The 21,144-nt window shown below is 44.1% G+C and carries 14 protein-coding genes and 1 tRNA gene; 2 read left to right on the top strand and 13 right to left on the bottom strand.

Annotated features, from left to right (window positions below; genetic code table 11):
- Positions 1-4: 4 nt before the first annotated feature.
- The 6 genes from tmk to DWY07_RS06080 all read right to left on the bottom strand — a co-directional run bounded on the left by tmk (position 5) and on the right by DWY07_RS06080 (position 8,252).
- A complete protein-coding gene (gene tmk / locus DWY07_RS06105; RefSeq protein WP_117822480.1) occupies positions 5-631 on the bottom strand; it encodes a dTMP kinase in 627 nt (208 codons plus the stop codon).
- Positions 632-713: 82 nt separating this feature from the next.
- Positions 714-2,255, bottom strand: a complete 1,542-nt coding sequence (locus DWY07_RS06100; protein ID WP_181983891.1) for an aminotransferase class I/II-fold pyridoxal phosphate-dependent enzyme — start codon at positions 2,253-2,255, stop codon at positions 714-716.
- A 102-nt stretch (positions 2,256-2,357) separates the two neighbouring features.
- On the bottom strand, positions 2,358-3,125 hold the full coding sequence (gene aroD, locus DWY07_RS06095; RefSeq protein ID WP_021944359.1) for a type I 3-dehydroquinate dehydratase: 768 nt from the start codon (positions 3,123-3,125) through the stop codon (positions 2,358-2,360).
- Between the two features lie 32 nt (positions 3,126-3,157).
- Entirely contained in the window at positions 3,158-5,461 is a 2,304-nt protein-coding gene (locus DWY07_RS06090) for a hypothetical protein (RefSeq protein ID WP_117822478.1), read from the bottom strand.
- A 151-nt stretch (positions 5,462-5,612) separates the two neighbouring features.
- Positions 5,613-6,926 carry a GTPase HflX gene (gene hflX, locus DWY07_RS06085; RefSeq protein WP_330584338.1) on the bottom strand — a complete coding sequence of 438 codons (1,314 nt, stop codon included), beginning with the start codon at positions 6,924-6,926 and terminating at the stop codon, positions 5,613-5,615.
- A 42-nt stretch (positions 6,927-6,968) separates the two neighbouring features.
- Positions 6,969-8,252 (bottom strand): L,D-transpeptidase family protein, encoded by a 1,284-nt coding sequence (locus tag DWY07_RS06080; RefSeq protein ID WP_117807799.1) that lies wholly within the window; start codon positions 8,250-8,252, stop codon positions 6,969-6,971.
- 276 nt (positions 8,253-8,528) lie between these two features.
- Here DWY07_RS06080 and DWY07_RS06075 point away from each other — a divergent pair, with 276 nt between their 5' ends.
- Entirely contained in the window at positions 8,529-9,893 is a 1,365-nt protein-coding gene (locus tag DWY07_RS06075) for an MATE family efflux transporter (RefSeq protein WP_117822557.1), read from the top strand.
- On the opposite strand, the gene DWY07_RS06070 is transcribed toward DWY07_RS06075, so the two are convergent.
- The 3 genes from DWY07_RS06070 to DWY07_RS06060 all read right to left on the bottom strand — a co-directional run bounded on the left by DWY07_RS06070 (position 9,856) and on the right by DWY07_RS06060 (position 14,607).
- Positions 9,856-11,658: a bifunctional homocysteine S-methyltransferase/methylenetetrahydrofolate reductase gene (locus DWY07_RS06070; protein WP_117822477.1), complete on the bottom strand. Its 1,803-nt coding sequence runs from the start codon at positions 11,656-11,658 to the stop codon at positions 9,856-9,858. The two genes, DWY07_RS06075 and DWY07_RS06070, sit on opposite strands and share 38 nt — an antisense overlap.
- A gap of 130 nt (positions 11,659-11,788) precedes the next feature.
- Positions 11,789-11,992 (bottom strand): helix-turn-helix domain-containing protein, encoded by a 204-nt coding sequence (locus tag DWY07_RS06065; protein ID WP_021944353.1) that lies wholly within the window; start codon positions 11,990-11,992, stop codon positions 11,789-11,791.
- Positions 11,993-12,165: 173 nt separating this feature from the next.
- The gene (locus DWY07_RS06060) at positions 12,166-14,607 is read right to left on the bottom strand and encodes a LuxR C-terminal-related transcriptional regulator (RefSeq protein WP_117822476.1); all 2,442 of its coding nucleotides are present in this window, start codon (positions 14,605-14,607) and stop codon (positions 12,166-12,168) included.
- An 840-nt stretch (positions 14,608-15,447) separates the two neighbouring features.
- Here DWY07_RS06060 and DWY07_RS06050 point away from each other — a divergent pair.
- Positions 15,448-15,521: transfer RNA gene (locus DWY07_RS06050), tRNA-Pro, on the top strand.
- A 361-nt stretch (positions 15,522-15,882) separates the two neighbouring features.
- On the opposite strand, the gene DWY07_RS06040 is transcribed toward DWY07_RS06050, so the two are convergent.
- The 4 genes from DWY07_RS06040 to DWY07_RS06025 form a co-directional block, all read right to left on the bottom strand.
- Positions 15,883-16,491: a phosphoribosylanthranilate isomerase gene (locus tag DWY07_RS06040; protein WP_117784626.1), complete on the bottom strand. Its 609-nt coding sequence runs from the start codon at positions 16,489-16,491 to the stop codon at positions 15,883-15,885.
- 76 nt (positions 16,492-16,567) lie between these two features.
- Positions 16,568-17,722 carry an FprA family A-type flavoprotein gene (locus tag DWY07_RS06035; protein WP_117784625.1) on the bottom strand — a complete coding sequence of 385 codons (1,155 nt, stop codon included), beginning with the start codon at positions 17,720-17,722 and terminating at the stop codon, positions 16,568-16,570.
- Between the two features lie 136 nt (positions 17,723-17,858).
- The gene (locus DWY07_RS06030) at positions 17,859-20,414 is read right to left on the bottom strand and encodes an ABC transporter permease (protein WP_181983890.1); all 2,556 of its coding nucleotides are present in this window, start codon (positions 20,412-20,414) and stop codon (positions 17,859-17,861) included.
- 9 nt (positions 20,415-20,423) lie between these two features.
- Positions 20,424-21,128: an ABC transporter ATP-binding protein gene (locus DWY07_RS06025; protein WP_008401792.1), complete on the bottom strand. Its 705-nt coding sequence runs from the start codon at positions 21,126-21,128 to the stop codon at positions 20,424-20,426.
- Positions 21,129-21,144 lie beyond the last annotated feature (16 nt).

Here is a 21,144-nt window from a genome sequence, read left to right as displayed (position 1 = left end):
TATGCTATGGTCTTGCCAGCCATTTTTCTACATACGAAGTTATTATATCATGTATTGCCTCTTTTGGCAAAGCTGCATCGACTTTTACGATACGATCGGGACTCATTTCTGCAAGACTTCTATAACCCTCAACAACCTTCTTATGGAAGTCCAGACTTTCCTGTTCCATACGGTCAAGCTCTGCCTGATTTTTCTTTCTGGCAATACCGACTTCTGCATCCAGGTCCATTAAAAATGTCATATCCGGCAGGATGCCCTGCAAGGCAAATTCATTTACTTTATAAACGGTATCAATTCCAAGTCCCCGTCCGATTCCCTGATATACGGCTGATGAATCCACAAAACGGTCTGCGATAACTGCTTTGCCTGCAGATAATGCCGGCTTGATATTCTCCTTTACAAGCTGTGCTCTCGCTGCTGCATATAATAACAGCTCTGTCATATATCCCATCTCTGTAAAATCTTTATTCAAAATGACCTCACGGATCGCTTCACTGACAGCATTTCCGCCCGGATCTCTGGTGATAAGTACATCATATCCCTTTTTATTCAGATAATCCTTTAACAGTTCGATTTGTGTTGTCTTACCGGCTCCGTCCGGACCTTCCATCGTTATAAATATTCCCTGCATATATTCCATGCTCCTTTATGTGTTTAATCATATTTGTAAATGAATGATCGTCATCTAAACACCTGAACTTTTGATGTTTTCTTTACCGCACAGGTTCTGTAACCGGAATATAGATCCCATCCGTCTGATATTCGACTCCGATCATATTCAGACCGGTTTCCACCATCTGCGTAATATCCCGGATCACCTGCCCGTCGATCTTCTCGCCCGGTGTTATAACTGCAATTCCAGGTGGATATGCATATACATAATCTGCCGCTATGCTTCCTTCCGCCTCTGCCAGCTTCTCTCTGCTGCTATCCAGTCTCCACGCTGCTCCCGGCGTCATAACCTGCTCCGGCAGATGAAACCCTGTACTACATAAAACGGCATTCTCCATATCCGGTAGCACCGACATGGAATCTGCATGGTTCATCTGATCTGCATTTCTTCCTGCTTTATCCGCTGCTTCTGTCAGCTCCGAATCTATATGTTTCAATATCTCATAGAGATGCTCAAATGCCTTTTTCTTATCTGCAAATGAGGTCATCAGGATCACATGATGCGTTCCTGCCATCTCAACCACCTGCTGATATTCCGCCGCTAATACATGCGCAAGCCACGGTCCTGTAGCCGGAATGTCGTTCCGGCTGTCCGTTCCCGGTTCTGCCGGGTGCACACCTGATACAGTAAATACAAGCTTACCTTTATCATAAGCATAACATGTCTGCTTCGGTTGTAACAGTCTGATATGCCTCAGTTCCTTACATTTTTTTCGAAAATGCTTTAGTCGTTTTCTATATGCATCAAATACTTCCGGATGATTCCCCGCATATACGACTGCTTTCTCCATGCTCTGTGTGAACAGATAAGAGGGTGATGATGTCTGAAAAATATGCAAATACCTCTCCACCTTCGGAATCAGCTCCTTCCGGTTCACATGAAGAAGTGCTGTCTGTGTCAGTGAAGGAAGCGTCTTATGCGTACTCTGTATGACCAGATCTGCTCCTGCTGCGACCGCTGACAGATTTCGTTTCGGCATAAACGGGAGATGTGCTCCATGTGCCTCATCTACGATCAATGGAATATTATATGGCTCAAGCACATTTTTAATCCCACAGATATCTGATATCACGCCCTCGTACGTTGGGGATGTGATAACAACCACAGCCGGCAGCCTGTCCGTTTTTTTTAGTTCATTTAATGCCTGTTCCATCTGTTTCGGTGTGATATCTGCAAATATATCCGTTCCCGGCAGCAACTCCGGTACGACATATTCCGGCTTCAGATTCAGAAGACTGACTGCATGGCAAACCGATTTGTGACAATTCCGTCCCATCAACACAGATTCCCCCTCCGGTGCACAGGCATACAGGGCTGTCAGGATGCCTCCGGTGGCTCCATTTACCATCATATAGGTTTTCTCCGTACCATAAAACCGCTGCATCTGCTCCAGACTGTCCTTCATGAACAGCTCCGGTTCATGAAGATCGTCCAGCCCTTCTGCTTCCGTAAAATCCCGGAGAAACATATTTTCCCAGAAATCATCTTTAAATACATCCTGCCTTTTATGTCCCGGCATATGCCATGGGTAATAATCCCCTTTCCTGTATCTGTCCAGATATTGATTAATATATTCTTTCAAGCTGATCTCTCCTGTTCTATAAGAAGAAAGACCGGAGAATCTTATCTGCAAAAAAATCCCTGTTCTCTGCAAATAAAACCATCCAGTCTCCATCCTTCATCTTTAGCTGCCAATTATATTATGTATCATTTCCAGCTGACTGCGAAGTGCTTCTACATCGATCTGCCCCGGTGCAGAAGGGATTCCCGCAGTTGCGAATGAGATACAATTTCCGTACATTTCTCCGGTCGTTCTTGTGGATACGCCAAGCTCACCCATCGAAATAACGATCAATGGTGTCTGATTTCCAGATTCCTGAAGCTCCTTTGCAGCCTGCATCATATCAACAACCTGCGAGCCATCTTCCGGCATCATTGCAATCTTTGCAATATCTGTTCCGGTATTGATCATATCTTTAAACCGGTTTACGATCTGCTCCATCGGTAGCGTAGTCTTAAAATCATGATTCGATACGATAACCTTTACGCCATGTGCATGTGCTGTCTCGATCACTTCCGTCACGAATGGAATATCATAGAAATATTCTACATCGATCAGATCCGCATATCCGCTTTTGATCACATGCAGAAGCATTTCCCGGTACTGATCCGGTGTAATATCATGACTGCCGCCTTCACTTCTGGTACGAAATGTGAAAATGATCGGGAACTCAGATAACTTATCCTGAATCTTTTCCAGCGTCTTTGTTAATATATCCATATCCAGACAGTCCTCAAAGCAGTCTGCCCGGAATTCTACCAGATCTGTCTTAGATCTTTTGATCGTACGGATCTGCGCATCTACATCATAGTCTGTCGGTGCAACCATCGGTACGCAGATCTTAGTTGCGCCCTCACCGATCCTTACCCTTTTCACTTCTACTACATTCATATCATCTGTGCTCCCGGAATTCTTTTCTCCTGCTATTTCTGTATATCAATGACCTGATCATTTACAAGCTCATCTGCTATGGCTGTTATATCTGCCTTTACTTCTTCGCCTTCTCCGTCTGCCCATACATTGACATTTACAACCAGGTAATCCTTGTCGTTGACAGGATAGAAGTAATAATAATCACGGATATTTGTTCCGTAAACTTCTGAATTTATTACATAGCAGTCCAGTGTCTGGCCATTTGCACCTGTAACCTGCTCCATCTTCTTATCAACTACTTTGCCATCTTCTCCAAGATAATCAAAATATGCTTCAAAGTTCTCGCATTCTTTTTCTTTATCACAGTCCGGTGTCAGTGTGTAGTATACATTGTACTTATCATTGTAAATATCAACTTCAGAATCATCTGCATATCCACGGTCATAGCCGGACGGATCCTTGATCGCGATCGTATAGCTGTCGCCTGACATCTTGATGCCGGAATAGTCCTGATCATCAATATCAGCACTGTCTACGACCATCTCAGAATCATCCTCAATGTCTGAGATATCTCCAAGATCAATATCAGAAGATGTCAGATCTCCAAGACTGATATCATCCTTTATATCTGCTGATGAACCAAGTGCCTTTTTCCATGCAGATACGATCTTTTCCAGATTGTCTGTGTTCATATTATTCTGCATGTAATCATCTGTCATTTCTGTATAATCGATCACATTCTTGGAAGAATCCGGTGTCTTAATCTCAGTACCAAGATCACCTAATTTAATCTCCCCGCTCAAATCTGCATATACAGTAGAATCACCGTTTGTTACCTTCAGGGAATCTATAGCAACTGTATAAGACTTTCCTTTGTTGATATCCTTCAGGCTTCCTGTCAGATCATAAGCAAATACAGGCTGTTCTGCTACTGAAACTGTCATATGGCTCTCAAATGCATTTGTTGATTTTACAAATGAACTGTTCTGTGTAAGGGTTGCAGTCGTTTCTCCATTTACAACAACTGTCTCTTCCAGCTTCTTTGTATATGAACCCTTGCCATTCTCACTCTTGTCACTGATCGTAACAGATGCAAGTTCTTCTTCATCCTTTGTAACAGAAAGTGCTGCATAGATATCATCAGCCGGACTGTCTGTACCCATAAAGTCAACTGCCAGTGAGGCCTCTGCATTAAGTACAGTAAACTTGTAATCCATACCCAGTTTAACAACTTCATTATGCTTTACATATACATTTAATACAAAATCTCTTGAGAACAGCATACCATAATAGGTTGGTACATAATTAAATATCTGTGCAAGATCTGATCTTGTTATGTCAGCAGACTCAAGCTGCTCATCTGTTATAAATTCAGATGCATATGCATTCAGATAATTACATAATGCGGTAACATATGCCTTTACATCTGCAGTTGGAAGTGTAACTGTATACTGTTTACAGGAAACAGAATCTCCATTGTGATTCTCTACTGTTGCATTTCCGACCTTATCAAAAGAAATTGCCTTCTTAAGATCCTCATTTGCAGGAGTCATATATTTCTCATACAGCTCCTTCACTTTATTCTGTGCATCTGTATCAAGATCAGATGTATCAAGTGCATCCATCATAGATGCCAGATCCATCTTAAACACATCATTGTATAATTCCGGCAATTCAAAATAAATCACCCGGTCAACACAATACACACTTGCGGATAATGCCTGATCTGCGATTGAAAGAGAACCATTCAGATTCATATTATATGAATTGTCACTCTGCTTCTCAAATGCACCATTCAGATCCAGATTAGATCCTGCGATACCATCCATCTGATAGATACTATTGACTGTCATATTGACATCAAAATCCATCTTGTCATCACTGAATTCTGAAATACCGGTTGCTTCCTCCACCGGAGATTTATCTACCGTATCAGTAATTGTTTTCTTGATCGAACTCTTGATCACTTCTTCCGGTGTTTTTCTTACAAGGAAGAATACAACAGCAACAATTGCAGCAACTAATACCACTGCGATAAGTGAGATCAATGCGATCTTGCCGCCTTTTTTCTTCTTTGGTGCAGGAACCTGATATGGAACCTGATCTCCATATGCATTCATTTCCGGCTGTACATAACCGCCATTGCCTGCGTCTGCATTATAGTCTGCATAGCCACCCATATTCGGATCCGCATTATAACCGCCATATGCATTTCCATTTGGATCTGCGTTGTAACCGCCATATGCATTCCCATTTGGATCTGCGTTGTAATTGGCATATTCCCCATTATTCGGAGCTGCCTGATAACCGTCTGGATTTTCTGGAAATCCCTGATTCATATTATTTTCGTCCATTTGTCTTTCCTTTCATAATAAATATGTTACAGAAATCAGCTTTCTGTTTATATTTGTCTTAAGCCCTGACAAATCTTACATTAGTAGATATCTCCGGATTTGTCAAAGCATTTGCCTGATTTTAATTTACTTTTAATACCTCTATATTCCTTTAATCCTCATCAGACAAGCCAAGCTGCCCGATCAGGCTCTTCGGAACATACGCCTCCACGAAAATGCCATCCTCCAGATATTCTTCTGTGATCATTTCGCCATATTTTCGGATAAGCCCCGGTTTTCCCGCTTCCTGATAGGAAAATGTATGGCGGATATAGGTTTTCTGATCCCGGAGAACTTCTTCGATCACCGACAACAGCTCCGGTATACCTGCTCCGGTTCTTGCCGACATATAAACCATACGATCCGCTCTCAGATCCTTGATCGATGACTGATCGGCATCCTCCGGCAGCTTATCGATCTTGTTAAATACCGTGATCACCGGCCGGCCTTTCTCGTCATCAATATTCAACTGTCTGAGCGTTGTATATACTGTAGCAACATGATCATCCCAGTTCGGATCCGATGCATCCACCACATGAAGGATCACATCACTGTATCTGGCTTCTTCCAGTGTTGACTTGAATGCCTCTACCAGATGATGCGGAAGTTTTCGGATGAATCCGACTGTATCCGTAAATAACACCTGCTGCCCCGCCGGAAGCTCCGCATTCCTTGTTGCAGGATCCAGTGTTGCAAATAGCTTATCTTCCTCCAACACTCCGGCATCCGTCAGTTTGTTCAACAGGGTGGATTTTCCTGCATTCGTATATCCTACGATGCTGATAACCGGGATTCCGGTCCGGCTTCTCTGCTTTCGCTGTTCCGTCCGTCGGTTTTCCACCTGCCGCAGATCCGCTTTCAGCTTGGATATACGGTCTCTGATCACTCTTCGGTCAATCTCCAGCTTTTTCTCACCAGGTCCTCTGGTTCCGATTCCGCCACCCAGACGTGACAGGGAATCCCTCATTCCGACCAGTCTGGTCGCACGGAACTTCAACTGTGCAAGCTCGACCTGCAGCTTGCCTTCATAACTGCCTGCATGTGCCGCAAATATATCAAGGATGACCATTGTACGATCCATAACCTTGATCTCCAATGCATCCTGCAGATTCATCAACTGTGCCGGCGACAGCTCATCGTCACACACCACTCCGGTCGCATCATACATTGCGATCATGCTCCGAAGCTCTTCTACCTTTCCTCTTCCAAGATACAGGTCACTGGCTGCCCGGTCCCTGCTCTGGATCAGACGTCCAACCGACTGTGCTCCTGCTGTCTTTAACAGCTCCTCCAGTTCGTCCAGCGACTTTTCTGTTTCAGAAACCTCCACACCATCCATCGCTGCAGCAAACAGGATAACCCGTTCCTCTGTTTCCGCCAGAACCTCGTAGCCGGGTTTCTGTTCATTTTCTGACTTAATCTCCAATTATGCTTCTCTCCTTTATATCAGGATATCTTCAACCATTGTTTATTCCAGTTCGATCCATATTGTATAACTTTCGGATCGGTTGCCTGCCGCATCTTCTGCGTAACAGGATATCTCATAGCTTCCCGGTATATCCTCCACCCTGGAAAGATCTATAACAAGCTCTGCATCCTCTGTTGTATCCTTCTCTGGTGTCCATCTGTATTGGATGATCTGTTTCTCATTGTCATAAGCAGTAATATTTCTGGCGATCAGGTCTGCCAGTTCTTCTTTATCTCCATGATATCCGGCCAGATATAACCGGTCTGGCAGCATCGTAATAACCGGAGCTTCTGTATCAACAACCCGGATAAATATATCCCGCTCTATTTTCTTTCCATTGTCATAGAAAGAATACGCTAACTTATATTCCCCCGGTATCTGATTATCCACCGTACCATCTACCATAAGCCGGTCTGTTACATTCTGTCTGTCCGATGAAAATGCCATGACACCTGTTCTGCTGTCAAACGGTTCACCAATCTTGATCGTATGATCCTCTGCGCCATAGATCGCTGCCGTTCCTTCATACGGGCTGCCATCTGCCGTATCTGTCGGATCCCATCCGGTTTCAGACACATCTGCAAATGTATATGGCTGCTGCGGTCTGCCAAGCGGTCCCGGATAGTCACTGTTAAACAGATAAACCTGTGTCCCCGGCAGACAGTTCTCATAGATCCACTTGACATCTGCCACACATAACCGGATACAGCCAAGGGATGCACCCTCACCAAGCTTGTTATATTCCCATGTTTCCAGCTTATCATGTTTATTTTCTGTATATGGCACAGAATGGAAATAAATTCCTCCATGAATCTGATATGCATATTGTCCATATACATTTCCCTGCAGAAACGCCCATTCCAGACGCTTCTCTGTCGTCGTAAACAATCCGACCGGTGTTGTATCATCCAGTGAGATCGAGCACCGCATTGCTCTTACCGGCACTGTATAATATCCCTCATCATCCAGACTGTATACCGTTACGATATTCAGTGTCCGGTTGATCCTGATCGCATAAGGCATCCCGTTATCATCCAACCGCAGACCATTATATTCCTGTTTCTGCGGAAGCTCTGCAACTTCAAGGATCTCTGCCTCTCTTGTCAGATGAAGTACCTCCTGCAAGGTCTCTGTTCCCTGCCCGGTTCCATCCTCCGGTGTTGCCTCTTTATATATGGATATCTTTCTTCTGCTTGTTTCTCCTGCTCTTGTAACAGCCATCACTCCGATACCCACCAGTACCAGAATATAGACTACAAAAAATAAAAAGCCTTTTTTCTTCATATGTGACCAGACCTTCCAGTTATTTTATTCTAGCATATAACTATTTTATCAAATCTAAATTTATCTTACATATCCGGTTACCCGGTTTTGCTGCGCATTTATTTTCCTGCATCAGAAATCATTTTCTTCCGCAAACCGTCATTTTCACTAAATTACCTCAATCATTTTCTCCATACCTTTTTGCCGTATAAGCTATTTACACTTTTACAAAAATGTATATAATTCTATAAAGCAGAAAGGAGGATGCAGCAATTTTAAATGCTGCCGTTTATATATATGAAAGATTTAACCGAAGGAAAACCAATAAAAGTAATCTGGCTCTACGCTCTTCCAATGATCCTGGGTCAGATCGCACAGCAGCTTTATAACTTCTGTGACTCCGCTATCGTCGGAAACTGTATCAATCCGGAAGCACTTGCCGCAGTTGGAGCGACCAGTGTTATTTCCAACACCCTGATCGGCTTCTTAAACAGTGCCACTCTGGGTCTGTCCATACCGATTGCCCGATATTTTGGTGCGCAGGATAAGAAAAATATGAGAAAATGCATCGGTGTTTCTGCCATTCTCACACTTGTCTCCGCCATTGTACTTACCATCGTAGGATTACTGTTTATCTATGACCTTTTGGTGCTTCTTGATACACCTGAGGAAATTATACATATGGCTGACAACTACGTCAAATATATTTTAGCCGGACTGATCTTCTCCGCTGTTTATAATTTTGGTGCAAATCTGCTGCGTGCTGTCGGTGACAGCAAAACACCGCTTATCTTCCTGAGCATATCCGTTGTATTAAATATCGGTCTGGATCTGCTGTTCATTCAGGTCTTCCAGTCAGGCGTTGCTGGTGCTGCCATCGCAACTGTCATCTCGCAGGCAGTCGCAGGAATTGCATGTTTTATCTATATATTTACAAAGTGTCGTTTTCTGATTCCGGAAAAAGACGAATTCCGTGTTGCCCGTGCAGATTTTAATGATCTGGTACAGTCGGCTCTGGCTATGGGCTTCATGAGCTGCATCGTTAATTTCGGTACTGTCACCTTACAGAGTTCGATCAATAAATTAGGAACAAATATCATTACCGCACATACGGCTGCCAGAAAGATCTTCGACATTCTGGATGTCGTTCTCTATATCATCGGAAATGCAGTTACAACATTTGTCAGCCAGAATCTGGGTGCAAAGCGGATCGACCGTGTAAAAACAGGTGTCCGTGCCGGCATCATTATCAATACGATCGCAACCACGATCATCATTCTGATCGGATTCCCTGCTTCCCCGCTTCTGATCCGGTTGATCGCAGGAACAAATGACCCGGCAGTCATCAATCCGGCAGTTATGTATATAAGGATCAGCGTCTGCTGCTTCTATGTCCTTGGGCCTTTGTTTGTTCTCCGCTGTGCAATGCAGGGTATGGGAAGAAAGATCGTACCGGTTCTTTCCAGTACCATGGAAATGGTAGGAAAAATCCTTGCTGTTCTGTTCCTTGCTCCTGCACTTGGCTATCTCGGTGTTGCGATCACAGAACCGATCATCTGGGCAGCCTGCACGCTCATGCTTACGATCATGTACCTGTCCAATCCTCCGGAGAAAATGTTTGCTTCTATTTCAAGATCTTCTTCAGCATATGAACACGATTAAATGGGAATGAGAAATAATATCCGTCTGCAAAATCATCTGTCATCGCCATGAATTCTCTGGCGATCTGGACACCACAGGCTTCTCCTTCTTCCCGGCTCATATCTTCCCGGTATCGTTCTATGACCGTATCCGGTATCTCAATACCGGTCATTTCATTTTTCATAAATACCGCATTTTTACGGCTGACAAGGGGCATCAATCCAACCAGGATCGTTGCCCCGGTTTCTTTTTTCATCTGCCTTATAACATCTGCCTGCTCGGCTGAAAAGATCGGCTGTGTCATAAAGAAGGTCGCTCCCGCTGCCATTTTTCTTCTGATCCGTTCTGTTTCTGCCTTGGTATTCATCCGGTTGTGATTGATCGCCCCGCCATAGGTAACCGGATGGTCGGTAAATGTATCACTGTTCATCTCCTGAACAATCTTCATCATTCCAACCGAATCAAAGTTAAATACACTCTTTGTTGTCTGACGGAACAGTACCGGAACCGGATCCCCTGTCAGCAAAAGGAAGTTCGTGATGTGGTTCAGACTTGAACCAAGGATCGTAGAACGGATCGCAATCGCATTCTTATCCCGACAGCAGATATGCGGCATTACACATAATCCGGTCTCCAGCCTGATCTTCTCTGCCATCAATACGGAATCCGCTCTGGTTCTTCCGGATGGGGAATCCGGGAAAGTTACAACATCGACCTCTGCATTTTTTAATATATGCGCCGCATCTAATAGCTTTTCATCATTTGCATTCAATGGTGGCACCAGTTCAACTGCGATCAGTTTGTGGGCAGGCTCTTTCACCCGGCGTTCCATAAATCCATATACCGGATGCTCAGAGACAGTAATCTTCTCTGCCTCTGTTTCTGTTTTCCTAACCGGATGATCGGCTGATATGCCTGCTGCGATCCTTCGGATATACTCCGGTGTTGTACCGCAGCAGCCGCCAAAGATACCGACATCAAGAGCTGCGATCTCTTCCATCTTCTCAGTAAAATATTCTGCATTATCTGTGAATGTCAGACGATTGTTCAGATACTTCGGGTATCCGGAATTTGGAAACACCGACAGAAATGTCGTATCGTCCGGTGCGATCTTCCGGATCAGCTTCTCCATATGTCCGGGACCGACACCACAGTTTAAACCGGTACCATCAATATACGGGCAGGCATTTGCCTCTGCGATCAGACGTTTTGCAGACAGCCCTGTATTGCTGTAACCAAACTGATTCACGCTGAAATGTACCAGGATTGTACAGTCATGGTTTTCTTTCAGATATGTAACCGCCGGAAGGATCGTTTCGAGCTCCGGGAAGGTCTCAAATAACAGGATATCGATTCCCTGACTGAGCAATGTTTCTCCAATCGCAATATATTCCTGTGTCAGCCGGTCAGAATGCAGCATACCTTCGACAGGAATCGGTCCGATATCACCTGCAAGATAAATTTCCCGATCCACTTTGCCCGCTGCCATTTTTGCACACATAACCGCTGCACGGATATTCTCTTTCACTTTTTCCATATCAGCAGAAAGACTCTTTGTATTTGATGCAAATGTATTCGTCCGGACAAACTGTGCGCCGGCCTCTATATATTCTGTATGGATCCCGATAACACGCTCCGGCGCTTTTATATTAGCAAGCTCCGGAAGATTGGAAAGTCCTGCACCATTTTCTGCCCTGCTCCCATCCCCATATAACGATATATAATAAGTACCAAACGCTCCATCTGCAATGATACGTTTTGTCTGTATGTATTCCTTTAATTTCATAAAAATCTGCTTATCTCCTTGTTCGTTTCAAAATCCGACTTGCACAACATTATAAATCAAAAAATGATCTGCATGCAAGTCTGTCATTTCTGACTATCCTGCCTACAGATCATTTCATTTAATCAGAACATTATGATACCTTTATCATCTGCTCTTTTTCAGCAACGTACTTCATCATCCGAAGCACATAGGATGGCATCTTTCTTTTTCCTGCCTCCCAATCCTGCACGGTACGATATGGAATTCCATAATAGTCACAGAACTTTTTACGGTTCATTCCCATACTGTCTCGAAGTTTCCGGACTTCATTTCCATATACTTCTCTCTCATCCATTCTTGTTTCCTCCTTAACCCATTTGTATTCGTCCCCAAAACCAATACAGCATCAGTTTACAAAAATACCGGTCAATTTGCAATAGTCCCTGCAAAAATGTCCCGTTTTCTGTCTTATTTTACCGTTTTTTAGTCGTTTCAGGAATATATTGAACCCAGACTCCCTTATCAGAGTCAGATCAACTGTCTGTTTTTTGCTTCCAGTACTGCACCAGCTTTATCTTTTACACCTAACTTTTTATACGCCTGTGCCATATGATATTTTACATTTGCTTCCGTCATATCGAGCTGCTCTGCAACCTGTATTCTGGAATATCCTTCTGCCAGAAGTTTAATGATACGGATACCGGTTTCATTTAACCGGACCTCAGCCTTTCCTGCTTTGAGATACCCCGGATACGACTTTGCAACATTCTCCGTTTCCTTCATTACCTGTCTGTAATACTGGCGGTGTGTTTTCACCAGTTCTGCATCCTCCTCTGCCTTACCCTCGTCATCCGGAAATGCCTGTAGCAATGGATATATAGCCGCTCCTTCTCTGGATATTGCCCTTACAAAATGGTACTCTTCCGCTTCTGCAAGACCTTTCTGAAGAACCACTTTCCAGTCATCATTTCCCATCCGGTACAAAGTAACCGCCATCAACAGATTACATTCTATCCGGATATAAGTACGCTTCATGACATCTGCATAATATTGCAGCTTTACTAGCAGATTATATGCCTGATCATATTTTCCACGCTGGATATATACCCGCACCTTCGTTATATATAAGAAACGCTCATAGATCGAAAATTCCACATTTTCATCTGCCGTCTGTTCCATCCATCGGTTCACTTCTGACCACTCGCCCTTGTACAATGCACACCGGATCAGAAATGCCTGTATATTCGGAAGTAGCTTTTCTGCACCTTCCTTTTCTGCTTTTTCATAAAAGCTGCACAGAATCTCTTCCGCCTCCTGAACTTTTCCATTTATGATATGCAGCCATGCCAGGATTCCATCTGCTACAAAGCACTGCTCGATCTTGCCGCCTGCTTCTGCCTGCATCCGTCCTTTATTTGCAAGGACAGCAACCTCGTAATTGTCTTCGCCTTTTTCAAAAAAGCTCTCTGCCAATGCCAGATTGACCAACCCTTTGCCGTATTTGCCAAGGACAAATTCCACAAGCTTACCTATCTTGCCTGCCAGTTCGCGGTCTTTTTTGCTCCATTCACAGAAATCCTTGCCGCCGTTCATCATTGATGGCTGGTTGGATGTAACTGATAATTCTCCAAGCGTTGCCTGCCGGTCAAATACCAGCCGGTATGCCTGCTTCATAATATTGACCATATCCACAGAACCTCTGTGCGGCAATCCGATCTCCAGATACAACAGATTATTTTTTGCGATTCTCCGGCTACTGCCCTGATGACTGTCTGCATATGCCTGCAGTTCCTGATACCACCGTTCACTTTCTTCCGGATTCAGCAATAGCGATTGCAGCATACTCATGCCACACATAAGCTCCGGACTTTTTTTCACGCTCTCTTCCGGCAGTGCGAGATAATATTGCTTCAATTCATAAAAATATGCGCTGTTTGGTGATTTTCTTGCATTGTCGATCAGGATAGAAAGCATCCGTTCTGTTGAACCTGCTTTCTCATACATTGTAAGTGCCTGCATTGGATCACCAGCTAACTGATAGAACAGTCCAGCATTTTCATATACATTTTTTATCTGTTCCTTTGTGTACTTTCTGTGCATCCTGCGCTGCATGGATAACCGCATATGATCTCGAAGCTTATAGATTTTTTCTCCATTTGCTCCCATCTGTTCATCTAAGAAATTACCCATCCATCTTGCATGTTCGATCAAATTTTCTGCATCATTTGTTCCTGTGATCATCTCTGCCAGACGAACCGTAAATGTATCCACGATCGATATCTTCATCAAGAATTCCTGCATACGGATATCCCACTTGTCGTATACATGAAATTCCAGATAATTCCACATCTGCTCTATTACTTTTCTGGAATATTCATCATACTCTGAATCAGTCAGTCCATTTGTATATCCCAGTTCATAATACATGGACATTGCCACGCACAATGCAAATGCCATACCTCCGGTTTCGCGTGACAGACGCTGCTTCTGGGCTTCTGTTAAAACCATCTGTGTCTGTTCCACATATTTTAATATAGCCTGCATGTCCATAATAAGCATGGTTTCATCTATGATATAGAAGCCTTCCCGAAACCGGATCGTGGTAAGCCACGGCGGAACCGGACATCGTCCTGACAAGATCACCCAGACATCTTCCCTCACGATCAACCGGAAAATAGCATCCTGGATCGCATCATCTTCTTCCCAGATCAACTCATGCAGATCATCGATCACTATGATCTTCCGCACCGCTCCTTCCGGAATCTGAAGTTCCTCCGGTGTTATCGTTCCTGCATGAAGCATTTTGTATTTTCTCTTTCCCAGATAGCGAGTGATCAGGGTGCTTTTTCCTGTTCCACTGACTCCATATATGTACGCGGTTACATTCTCATCATCTGCTGTCTTTAATAACCGCCACGCTTTTTTCGGTTTGATATAACAGTCTTTTTCTATTGATCCAGTTCCGTTCATAACCGCTGTCCTTTCGTTTGTTTCTTCTTCTCCGTGAATAACTGCGATTTCTCCGTTCTTCGAACTCCCGAAATCGCCTCAGCCATTCGCTTTCCGGACTTTCGTCCTTCTTGCTCATGTCTGTTTGCCCGGCAAATAATTACACAGCTTCGCCTGCTAGCAGGCATGCTGTCATTCGCTTATTTCTTCTCCGTGAATAACTGCGATTTCTCCGTTCTTCGAACTCCCGAAATCGCCTCAGCCATTCGCTTTCCGGACTTTCGTCCTTCTTGCTCATGTCTGTTTGCCCGGCAAATAATTACACAGCTTCGCCTGCTAGCAGGCATGCTGTCATTCGCTTATTTCTTCTCCGTGAATAACTGCGATTTCTCCGTTCTTCGAACTCCCGAAATCGCCTCAGCCATTCGCTTTCCGGACTTTCGTCCTTCTTGCTCATGTCTGTTTGCCCGGCAAATAATTACACAGCTTCGCCTGCTAGCAGGCATGCTGTCATTTGCATATTTCTTCTCCGTGAATATCTGCGATTTCTCCGTTCTTCGAACTCCCGAAATCGCCACGGGCATTCGCATTCCGGACTTTCGCCCTTCTTGCTCATGTCTGTTTGCCCGGCAAATAATTACACAGCTTCGCCTGCTAGCAGGCATGCTGTGTAATTGCTTGCCGGGGTTATTCACTCATTATATCACTTGTTTTGGTACACTGTACACTGGACAAACGGCTAGTGTTGCACGCTTTTTTATAATTTTTAATTCTTTCTAACAAAACACTTGCTTTTTTCAGGAGAAATATTTATACTAATACAGGTGTTGGGAACCATACATTTGAGTATGGATTTTCTTTCGGCGCGTGGCTCAGCTTGGTAGAGCGCTTCGTTCGGGACGAAGAGGTCGCAGGTTCAAATCCTGTCGCGCCGATTTTTTTGTGCTCTTTTTTACGCACAGTTATAAAACAATCCGTTTTTCCGAATCTTAAAAATGGAAGAACACATTACCCATGCGCTCAAAAACAAACCCTCCTGCCTCAAGTTGTCTAATTAAATCCGATCTTTTCACCCAGTATTATCCCTCCTTATCCGGCTCCACGATCTATCTTGCAAATAAACAGACCCAGATGGTCGGAAGAAATTATCTGGATGATGTACGAAAAGCATTGCTGCGAATCGCACAATAAAACAGCACCCTATAAGCATGATACCCTTCAAGCAGTCAATGAAAATAACCAATGTCTGCTCAAAAACGTATCACTGCCCACAAAGTGCCTGAAATAATACATCTTCTACTGCTTCTTCACATTCGCCACAAATCTCAGGATCTTCTCCCGGTCTTTGCCGATTCCGGTGTCGTTCTCCACACCGGAGCTGGTGTCTGCACCATCCACATGAGTTGCGGCAAATGCCTCTGCCACATTGTCAGGATTTAAACCTCCGGCAAGAAGGGCAAACTTCTCATCGTGCGGAATATCGGAGAGCACAGACCAATTAAAGGTCTTCCCGCTGCCCGGTGTCTGTGCATCAAAGATATATCCTTTTACTATGTCCGCCTGATGATATCTCTCATAAGAAGACAGATCATGTACATTAAATGCTTTGATAACAGGAATACGGATCTCCTGCAGCAGTTCTTCGCTGACATCCCCATGAATCTGGATCATCTGGATTCCGGCCGCTTCGATCTCCCGTATCTGATCGAGCGTCGGTTCTACCGTTACCGCTACGGATGTAATCTCAGGATTCAGTATCTTTATAAGGGAAGATGCTTTTTCTACTGTGATATTCCGCTTGCTTTTCGGAAAGAACATCACCATTCCCATAAAGTCCGCACCGGCTTCATTTACATATTCAACTTCCTGTTCTTCTGTGATTCCACAGATTTTTACCAGACTCATAGCTTCTCCATTCTATCATTTATATGTACGACCTCTTTATCATAGTGGTAGAACAATACTTCTATATAAGAATCGATTATTTACACAGTTCATCTGCCAGTGCATCGATCTGTGCAAGGCTTGCGTCATTTAATGCCGCCTTGATCTGAACTGTTGTATCAGTAAATGTCAGATTCTTGCTGTTTTCAAACATACCCTTCATAACCTTTGCAGCCATCGGAGCCCATGCACCATTCTCAATCAGACCGATCGTGCGGTTCTGGAAATTACGCTCTGTCAGGTGATTAATGAACTCTCTCATAAATGGGAAAATGTCACCATTATAGGTCGTTGTTGCAAGTACCAGTTTGCCATAACGGAACGCATCCTCTACTGCTTCTGCCATATCACAGCGGGCAAGGTCATTGACTGCTACCTTTGGACATCCCTTTTCAGTCAGCTTCTTTGCAAGAAGCTCTGCTGCTTCTTTTGTATGTCCATAGACAGATGTGTAAGCGATCACTACACCATCCGTTTCTACTCCATAAGATGACCATGTATCATATAAACCGATGTAGTATCCGAGATTCTCTGTCAGAACCGGTCCATGAAGCGGACAGATGATCTGGATATCCAGTCCTGCTGCCTTCTTCAACAATGCCTGAACCTGTGCACCGAACTTTCCTACGATTCCGATGTAGTAACGGCGAGCCTCACATGCCCAGTCCTCCTCTACATCCAAGGCTCCGAATTTGCCGAAGCCGTCCGCGGAGAATAATACCTTATCTGTGCTGTCATAGGTCACCATAACCTCCGGCCAGTGTACCATCGGAGCCATGACAAATGTCAGCTCATGCTTTCCAAGTGATAAGGTATCTCCCTCTTTCACCATCATTCTTCTATCAGCATAATCTTTTCCAAAGAAGTTCTTCATCATGTTAAATGCTGCCGCCGTTGCAACAACTGTTGCTGTCGGATACTTCTCCATGAAATTTGCAAGATTCGCCGAATGATCCGGCTCCATATGCTGAACTACGATGTAATCCGGTGTCCGGCCTGCAAGCTCCGTTTCCAGCTTTGCAAACCATTCGTCTGTAAAATTTTGATCCACCGTATCCATAACGGCAATCTTCTCATCCATGATCACATAAGAATTATATGCCATGCCATTTGGCACAATATACTGTCCCTCAAACAGATCAATCTCATGGTCATTCACACCGATGTACTTAATATCATTTGTAACTGTCATTCTTTTCTTCCTCCTGTCATTTCATTTATATATTTTCTGCCTGCAATCACTCTATACACCTGCAATTTTCTTATAACATATGGTATCAACACAGAACCCGATACAATATGTTCTTTGCATTTTTATCTTATCCGCTTTAATCCACAGACTTCAAGGACTCCGCCATATTGATCCGCTCCAGTCTCACCGACATAAACAGGTTGACACAGCCATTAAAAGCAAACGTCAGGATAATGCTGTACACATAACTAAGCGGTGAAATGTAAGTGTCAAATGAAACCATATCCACACGAATCTGATCCATAACAAAGCTATGCAGAAATACTCCGAGCACCAGACCGACCGCTATTCCGATTGCCGTCAGCACCCAGTTTTCACGGAACACATAAGATGAGGTTTCATTTCTGAAAAATCCAAGCACCTTTACGGTTGCAATCTCCCGGATTCGTTCTGTAATATTGATATTTGTCAGGTTATACAGCACGATAAATGCCAGTGCTGCCGCCGACAGGATAACGACCAGAACGATATAGTCCAGACTCTTCATCATATTGCTGATACGTTCGCGCATATCTCCATTCACGACTACTGCAGAAACTACATTTTCTTTCATAAGATCGGCAGCCACTTCATGTGCATCCATATCAGGCTTCAGATTGAAATAGACGGAATGATATACCGGAGCTTCTCCCATCTGATCCATGTATGTTTCCGGCGACAGATATACATAATTATATACATAATTTTCAAAGATGCCGGAAATCTTTGCCTTGATCTCTTTCATATCACTGTTCCGGATCGTAATGGTATCTCCAACGGACAGATCATACCGGGTTGCCAGAGCACTGTTGATAATCGCCTCATCCTTGCCCGGATAAGCGACCTTCTTATTCTTACTGTTGTGAAAATCCATATATTTGTCCGAATGCTCCGGTTCCTTCATAATAACCAGATTAATGCTCTTAATGCCATCGGACTCTATCAGATCCCAGCTTGTCTCACCAACAAAATCATAGTCCTGCATATATTTGTCTAATTTATCATACAGATCACCGGCTGCCGCTGATTCCGAACCCGTCTGCGTTGCTTCCTGCTGATCCTTCTGATTTTCCTCAGAAGCTGCATTCATTTTCTTTACATCATCAACACTCTCTGCAAGGGTCATCGTTCCGTCTAAGATCTGGATCTCATCATACTGACGATCTGCAAAGCCGGCGATCGAATCATTGATACCAAATCCGGTCAGAAGCAGGGCTGTGCATCCACTGATTCCTATTACCATCATAAAGAAACGCTTCTTATAACGGAAGATATTTCGAACCGATACCTTATGCAGGAATTTTAACCGTTTCCATACAAATGATATTTTCTCAAGAAATACACGTTTGCCCGCCTTCGGTGCCTTCGGCCGCATCAGACCTGCCGCAGTCTCCGACAGCTCATACCGGCAGGTAAACCATGTCGTTCCTACCGAACATGCCAGAGATACCAGCATAGCAATTCCTGCCAGCTTCCAGTCTACAATATATTTTAAGCTAATATTCAGATACATCATATGATATGCTTTCCAGATTACCCGTGGGAATGCATACGTTCCAGCAAAAAAGCCTCCTATACATCCGATAACTGCTGCCAGCCCTGAATAGATCATATATTTGCTCATGATCGTATGCTCACTGTATCCAAGTGCCTTTAGCATTCCGATCATTGTTCGCTGTTCCTCGACCATACGATTCATCGTCGTCATACAGACAAGCACAGCAACCAATACGAAAAACACCGGAAATACCTTTGCTACACCATCTACGATATCGGAATCACTCTCAAAACAGACATAACCGACATTCGTCTCCCTGCCAAGAATATAATAACTGACATCCGGTGCATCATCTATGGTTACGCCGGCAACCATATCTTCGGTAAGCCCGGTCTGCATCAGAAGCGCCTGATATCGTTTCGTAACACGGTCATGACAGATAGCATCCCAGTCATCCTTTTTCTCGTCCATATAGGTATCGTACGCATCATCGTATAACGCATAGTCCTGATCAAACCTGACATAGACGTCAGTGTAGCATTCACAGTCAAATGCTTCCGGCTTCATATATACAAATCCACTTAATTTACCGGTCCCGAGAGTAGTCGTTCCACGTTCAAAATTAATATAAAGGGAGGACTGTACGGTTCCGGTAACCGTAAATTCCCTATAGCGGAGCTTTGTCTCAGTGGCATCACCATTCGTATCTGCCACGGTAATGACATCACCGATTCTCACATCTGTCAGCTTGTCATCCACTACGCATTCATCATCCGCTTCCGGCAGTCTGCCATCCACCAGACGGATGTCATTCACATGCTCCGGCAATGACAAGGTTTTGAGTGCACGTTCATTATCACCCATACCATCATAAAGCACATCAAATGAATAGCTGCCCTCTGCATACCGGACATCATCCTCACCCGCAAATGCTTCCACATCCTCATCTGTATAGCCAAGCGTAGACACCAGATGCAGATCATAGAATTCCGAATCACTGAGGAAATCCGTAATCGTCTTTACCATAGCCGGCTTGGTCATCTTCAGGCCTGAAAAGAAACCAACACCTAACGCTATGATCGCGAGAATCGCTGCAAACCGTCCAAAACTGTTTTTAATTTCTCGAAATGTCGTACGACGCATCATTGATTTCATAAGACATACCTACCATTCCAGATCTTCTACATTTTTAATGTTATCATTCAGAACAACCTTCTCTACTGTTCCGCTCTTAACTGTGATCACACGATCTGCCATTGCTGTAAGTGCCTGATTATGTGTGATAACGATAACCGTAGTTCCGGTGTTCCTACAGGTATCCTGAAGCAATTTGAGTACGGATTTTCCTGTATTATAGTCCAGCGCACCGGTCGGTTCATCACATAAAAGCAGCTTCGGATTCTTTGCAAGTGCTCTGGCGATCGCTACCCGCTGCTGCTCTCCACCGGATAACTGTGCAGGGAAATTTGCCATACGATCCTCAAGCCCTACCTGCTTTAATACCGTTGCCGCATCTAACGGGTCCTTACAGATCTGTGCCGCAAGCTCTACATTTTCCAGTGCCGTCAGATTCTGCACCAGATTATAGAACTGAAATACAAATCCTACATCATATCTCCTGTATGCCGTAAGCTGCCGCTTGTTCAGCCCGGAGATTTCTTTTCCGTCCAGATATACACTGCCGCCGGACAGCGTGTCCATTCCGCCCAGGATATTCAGAATCGTTGTCTTTCCCGCTCCTGACGCTCCAACAATGACACAGAATTCTCCTTTTTCAATCTCGAAGTTCACATCCCGCAGAGCATGGATCTCAACCTCGCCGGTCTTATATATTTTCTTAACATCCTTAAACTCAACATATGCACTCATGCCGCCTCGCTCCTTT

Origin of the sequence: Clostridium sp. AF23-6LB, assembly GCF_003461085.1 — a bacterium.
Lineage (GTDB): Bacteria > Bacillota > Clostridia > Lachnospirales > Lachnospiraceae > Coprococcus > Coprococcus ammoniilyticus.
This window is presented reverse-complemented; position numbering and strand designations above follow the sequence as displayed.